General features: G+C 64.7%; 6 protein-coding genes. 3 read left to right on the forward strand and 3 right to left on the reverse strand.

Features of this window, described 5'->3' with window-relative positions; translation table 11 throughout:
• Positions 1–267 precede the first annotated feature (267 nt).
• Complete coding sequence (locus ACXDF8_RS25635) at positions 268–1392, reverse strand: hypothetical protein (RefSeq protein ID WP_457226074.1); 1125 nt, start codon at positions 1390–1392, stop codon at positions 268–270.
• A gap of 380 nt (positions 1393–1772) precedes the next feature.
• Positions 1773–3428, reverse strand: a complete 1656-nt coding sequence (locus ACXDF8_RS25640) for an autotransporter outer membrane beta-barrel domain-containing protein (RefSeq protein WP_457226075.1) — start codon at positions 3426–3428, stop codon at positions 1773–1775.
• A 185-nt stretch (positions 3429–3613) separates the two neighbouring features.
• Between ACXDF8_RS25640 and ACXDF8_RS25645 the strand changes: the two genes are divergently transcribed.
• From ACXDF8_RS25645 to ACXDF8_RS25655, 3 genes are all read left to right on the forward strand, one after another.
• Positions 3614–4669, forward strand: a complete 1056-nt coding sequence (locus ACXDF8_RS25645) for a tyrosine-type recombinase/integrase (protein WP_457226076.1) — start codon at positions 3614–3616, stop codon at positions 4667–4669.
• A 47-nt stretch (positions 4670–4716) separates the two neighbouring features.
• Positions 4717–4953: a helix-turn-helix domain-containing protein gene (locus ACXDF8_RS25650; protein ID WP_457226077.1), complete on the forward strand. Its 237-nt coding sequence runs from the start codon at positions 4717–4719 to the stop codon at positions 4951–4953.
• A 316-nt stretch (positions 4954–5269) separates the two neighbouring features.
• Complete coding sequence (locus ACXDF8_RS25655; protein WP_457226078.1) at positions 5270–5635, forward strand: AAA family ATPase; 366 nt, start codon at positions 5270–5272, stop codon at positions 5633–5635.
• Positions 5636–5670: 35 nt separating this feature from the next.
• On the opposite strand, the gene ACXDF8_RS25660 is transcribed toward ACXDF8_RS25655, so the two are convergent.
• Positions 5671–6000 (reverse strand): ATP-binding protein (locus tag ACXDF8_RS25660; protein ID WP_457226079.1); only part of this gene is annotated, 330 nt, incomplete at its 5' end.

Genomic DNA, 6000 nt, shown 5'->3' on the forward strand with positions numbered 1-6000 from the left:
CGCATCGCCGAGCTCAGCCGAATGGCTGTTGCGTGAACGGCGTCGGCCGCCATCTCGCCGGCGTTCGGTGTCGGCGGCGCCGTGCGCGAGGTGCGGTTAACGAGGGCCGTCGATCAGTTCATGGACGGCCCGTCGACCGCAAAATGTCCGAACGCTGGTAGCTAAGCACTGTGCTGGATTGCGTCGACTGCCCAACCTCAGACGTGTCTCGGTGTTTTTCGGCGCGGACGTGCTACCACGTAGCGGGTGATCGCGCCACGCCCCTTGCTAGGAACGCGAACGAGCGGAGCGGGCGGCTTTGTCGCCGGACGCGCTCGACGAAGACGACGACGCGCTCGACGAAGACGAAGTCGTCTTCTTGTGTCCCACGGCACGCTTGCTCGATGCGGTGGTGGCCTTGGTGCCGGTTGACGATCCGGCGCTGGCCGTGGCACTGGCTTTGGTGCCGGTGAGCCGGGCGGTCGAGGCTGCGGCAGCGCGCTTACTGCTGGCGGCCGATGTATTGCCTGCGGCGGTAATGCCGTTGATATTGGTGCCCGGGAGCGACTGGACGATGGTCTGCAGACTCTGCGAGATGGCGCCGGCGATAGCGAATGGGCCCCAGCCGGCCGTCACCGTGTTGCCGTTGCCGAACGCGTTGAACGCCAAGCTCAGAGTGGTGTCGGGATAGGGCCCGAGGGACGACACGATATTGCCATCACCCAGCAGGTTCGCCGCGGCGGTCAAGATTCCTTGGGCGGTGACGGTGCTGTCACCCATCACGTTCGCCGCGGCGCTCAAGAAGCCCTGCACCCACGCCGTGCCGGCGTCGCCCACATTGATCGCCAGATTGCCGAACCCGGCCGCGGTGGTGACCTTTGTCCCGTCACCGCCCGACGCGCGGGCAAGGGTGAGATTGAGACTGCCGATATTGGTCATGGTGCCCGGCCCGAGCTGGAGGGCAAAGGTTCCTACTCCCGCAGCGCCGGTTGACTGTGTGCCCACAGCGTCGGACATGATGCCGATGGCGACGCTGAGGGCGCCGGCGGCTGCGGTGGTGCCGGCCCCGGACTGCCAGGCGAGGCTGAAAAGCGAGGGGAGTGTTGACGCTTTGGCATTGTCGCCGAATGCGACCGCGAAACTCATGATGCTGAACGTGGTGGCGGAGACTGCACTGGTGCCGACCGAGATGGCGGCGCTGAACAACCCGCTGGCGGCGTTGGCGGTTGCACCTTCGCCGATACCGATCGCGATGCTGGTGAGGTTGCTCGTGCATCCGCCGCCGTTGCCGATACCGAAGGCAGAGATGCATGACGCAGTGGCAGCCGGAGCCTCACCGAGTGTGCTCATCGCGAGTGTTCCGGAGACCAGCGCGCCGAGCAGCGCTCCGCCGCGCGCACGAACCATGACCATCGACATAACCTGCCCTTAGGTGTCTTTGCTGGATAGGAACGTACCGGACGCAGAACCGACTGACAGCTTTTCCCGTGGATCTTCCCAGACGTGGCGTCGTCACGATAGCGCGAGCTTCGCTCGGGACAGTGCGTCGACGCCGGACCTGAAGGGCGGTGTCTGCCCGCGGGCGTGAGCAGGGGTGGACGATGTCGGAGGCCGGCGGCAGCGCGCTATCGGCGATCGGCACGCGGCCCGGCCAGGTCGGTGACATTCAGGCTGCTGCCCACGAGCCTTGCCCGGCGCACGGGATAGCAACGAACTGTAACTACGAACGATAATTTGCCGTGGCGTTTGCATCGGCCCCGTATGCCACCGCACAGATCACCTGGTTTGGCCAGCTATTGCTTGCGGTGCTTGCCGCCCTGGCCCGAGCCGGACGCTGCGGCGTGCTTGCCGCTGCCGGTAGAGGCGTCCTCGGCTGCGGCGTGCTTGCCGCTGCCGGTAGACGTGCTCGCGGCGGCGGCGGCGTGGCGTCCGGTACCGGACGTCGGCGACTTGGCCGCGTGTCGGCCGGTGCTCGAGGCCTCTGGGTCTGCAGCATGCCGCCCGCGGGCGCTGGCGGCCTTCGTCGGGGAGGACGTCGTGTCAGTGTCACCGGCGGCCGCTGCCGGGGCTGAGCTCTGCGTTGCGTCGGCAACCGTGGTTGCAGGGGCCCGCGGGCTGACGTGCCCGACGGAGGCAGCGGTGGTCGTGGGGGTCGCGGGCGGGGTGGAGAAGGTAGGCGGTAGCGGGAGGGTGGGCAACTTGCCGACCTGCGGCAGCCGGAAGGGCGTCCCGATTTTGATGCCGGGACCGTTTTGCACGAGGTTGGCGCCCTCCTGGAGGACGGACGCCACAAACGCCAGCGGACCGCGGTTGACAGTCAGCGTGTTGTTGGAGCCAAAAATGTTGAGCGCCACACTCAGCGGCGCATTCAGTGCGCCATTAACCGAGAGCGAGTTGCCGCTGCCCAAGAGGTTCACTGCGGCACTCAAAACGCCTTGTACCAGAACGGTACTGGCGCTGGCGATGTTCGCGGCAGTGCTAAGAAGGCCTTGTACCAGTACGTTGCTGCCGGCACCGCCGAATAAGTTGAGCGCGAAGACTCCCAAGCCTCCCGCAGAAGTGGACTGTGTGCCATTGCTGTTGGGAGAGATGCTGATGGCGACATTGAGGCCGCCGACGTTCAGCACCGTCCCTGGGCCGATCTGGAACGAGAAGTTGCCGACGCCGGCGGCCCCCGTTGACTGGGCGTCGGTGCCGCCCAACGCGCCGATCGCGATGTTGAAACCGCCGATGGTGGAGGTTGTGCCTGGTCCGATCTGAATGGTGATGTTGCCTAGGCCGATGGCGCCGGTGGAGTTCGCCGTCACGCCGTCGGGTGAGATGCCCAGCACCAGGTTCAACACGCCGCCGAGTGTCGTCGCGGTGCCCGGCCCGATCTGGATGTTCCAGCCGAACAGCGACATCAACGTCGCGGCGATCGCGTTGTCGCCGAACGCCGCGCCGAGGGTGAAGGCGCTCAAGTTGGTGACGGCGTTGGCGTTGGTTCCCACGGCGATCGCACCACCGAACAGTGCGTTACCGGCATTCGCCACGGCTCCCGATCCGATGCCGATTGCGAAAGTCGTCAGGTTACTGGTGCAGCCATTGCCGTTACCCAGGCCGAAGGCGGAAAAGCACGACGCATTGGCGGCCGGTGCAGTGCTGATACCTCCGGATGCGAGCGCGCCGGAGACCAGCGCGCCGAGCAGCACGCTGCTCTTCGCCCGAACCCGACCGCGACCCATCGACAGTCCCCGCAACTTGTAGGTGTCTTTGCTGGTAAGGACCGTACCCGACGCGACACGGGGCCGACGCCGTTCCATGGGAAATTTGCCACGGCTTGTCGAGGTGAGAATCAAAGAGCCGGGAATCAATGCCGGCGTCAGCAGAAACCTGAGTGCCCCCGGCAGGATTCGAACCTGCGGCCTTCTGCTCCGGAGGCAGACGCCCTGACTGCCGTGATTGGCCATCTATCTGGCAATATATCGGTTGACGTGGCACCCACACATGGACACCCGTACCCTTGCGATGGCGTATATGGCACGTATATGGCACGAAAAGGCGAAAAATGGCTGGAAAGCCTGGTCGGCGGGGCTGGGGGCGCATTCGGCAGCTTCCGTCGAAGCGGTACCAGGCCAGCTACGTGGGACCCGACATGGTCCGATACACCGCACCGACAACCTTCTCGGCCAAGATGGACGCCGAAGCGTGGGTCGCTCTAGAGCGGCGCTTGGTGGAGCGGGACGAGTGGACACCGCCGGCATTGCGGGTGGCCGAGCGGAGGTCAAGAGAGACCACCGTGGCGGAATACGCCGAAAAGTACCTACAGGAGCGGCAGCTCCGCCCGCGCACGGAATCGCACTACAGGGACATCCTTCGCCTCCACATCCTGCCCGCGCTCGGCTCGGTTCCCTTGCCTGCATTGTCCGCTGAGGCCGTGCGCGTCTGGTACGTCGGGCTCGGTGTCGAGCACCGCACGAGGAACAGTCATTGCTACGCCCTTCTGCACGCGATCTGCTCGATGGCTGTAGGTGACGGGGCGCTCGCCGACAATCCCTGCAAGATCAGAAAAGCGATGACGACCAGCCGTGCGAAAGAACCTGTTCAGCTCTCAGTCGACGACGTGGCACGGTTAGCTGATGCCATCCGCCCTGCACGGCTACGAGCACTTGTCCTGCTGTCGGCCTGGTGCGGGCTTCGGTGGGGCGAGGTATCCGAGCTGCGCCGGAAGGATGTTGGCGCCGGGTGCGAACTCCTCACCGTCGCAAGGGGTGTGACGCGCCGCGACGGCGAGTATCGCGTCAGCACGCCAAAGTCGGGCAAGGCGCGAATCGTCGTTATTCCGCCACACATTCGGGACGATATCGCCAAACGCTTGGCGGCATTGCCAGCCAACGATAATGAGGCTCTTCTGTTCCCCGCAGCCGGCGGCGGTCACATGAACGACCGCGTGTTCAGCCGGGAGTATTTCGCCAAGGCGCTCAACGTAATTGGGTGCGACGGCGTACGTGTACACGACCTGCGACACTTTGCGGGTACGCAGACGGCGCGGGTCGCCAGTTTGGCGGAAACGATGGGAAGGCTTGGCCATTCGACTGCGAAGGCTTCGTTGTTGTACCAAGGGATCGCTGAGGGGCGCGACCGGGAAGTGGCGGCGGCGCTCTCGCGGCTGGCGGTGAGCATCGAAGTGCCGGTCGAGAGCGTCCAGTAAATCGAACAAGAGTTCGGTACCGCCCACCGACACACTGACCATCGTCGGTGGCGTACGTCATCGTGTGCACCATGAAAAATCTCAACAACTACAAGGTCCTCGGAGACCTTCCGGCGCGCCCGTCCATCAAGGCGGCAGCGGCGGAGTTCGGCCTCTCCGAGAAGACAATCCGGCGCTGGATCGCCGATGGGCGCCTCCGCGCATACCGCATCGGCCCGAAGATGATCCGCGTTGATCGCGAATCCCTTCTGAACCTTGCGCGCCCGATTGGTGGTGCCGCATGACGCGGAGGGTTGCCGAGACGCTGCGGCAAGCACAGCGGTGGGACAAGGTGAAGGACATCTACGTCGAATTTGGGTTGTGCGTCGTCTGCGGCGCCCAGTGTGCATGGGGGCATCAGGACAATGCTGGGGGGTGGGACAAACTGCGGCCTCCGTGCAACGGGTGTGCCTCCATCGTCCAGAAGCTTCCTCATCCAACGACCAGCCCGCTGTGGCGGAAGTTGAATCGTCCGGCGGATGGGGGCGCTGTGGTGTCCGTGCACCGGGAAGCTTTGGCGGAGAGAGAGATGGCGTACAGCGCCCGGAATGCGGTGGCCTAGTGACTGAATACCGTTCGGGACTGATCCCGCTCAATTGGGCCGCACTCGGAAAGGTGCCCGCCGCGCGCCCGGTCATCCCCAGCCTGCTGAACGAGGGCGAGTCGGGCTCGTTGATCGGCCAGGGGGCTGTCGGCAAGTCGCTGCTTGCATTGGACATCGCGGTGAGCCTCGCGTCGGGCAAGTCGGTCCTCGGCCATCCCGCAGGTGAACCGATAACGGTTATGTACATCGACATGGAGAACTCGGCGCCGGAGTTGGCCGAGCGGTTGCGGAGCATGGGTCGGGAGCCGGAGTCGTTGACCGATATTCCGTTGCGCTACTTCTCCTTTCCGGAACTCCCGATGTCAACGGCAACTGAATCCTGACCAGTTGTCGGCGAGTGAATTTTGACCAGCTGGGTTCATTGTTCGTCGGCCGTGACGGTGGGGACGCGGCCGAGGTCTCGGTCTTTGATGCGGTAGCTGTCTCCTTTGAGTGCGATGACTTCGGCGTGGTGCACGAGGCGGTCGATCATGGCCGCGGCGACGACGTCGTCGCCGAAGACTTCGCCCCAGCGGCCGAAGGGTTTGTTGGAGGTGACGATGAGGCTGGCTCGTTCGTAGCGGGAGGAGATGAGTTGGAAGAACAGGTTGGCCGCTTCGGGTTCGAACGGGATGTAACCGACTTCGTCGACGACGAGAAGCGGGTATCGGGTCAGCCGCACGAGTTCGGCTTGCAGGGTTCCGCCGTG

This window comes from Mycolicibacterium sp. CBM1 (assembly GCF_054073305.1).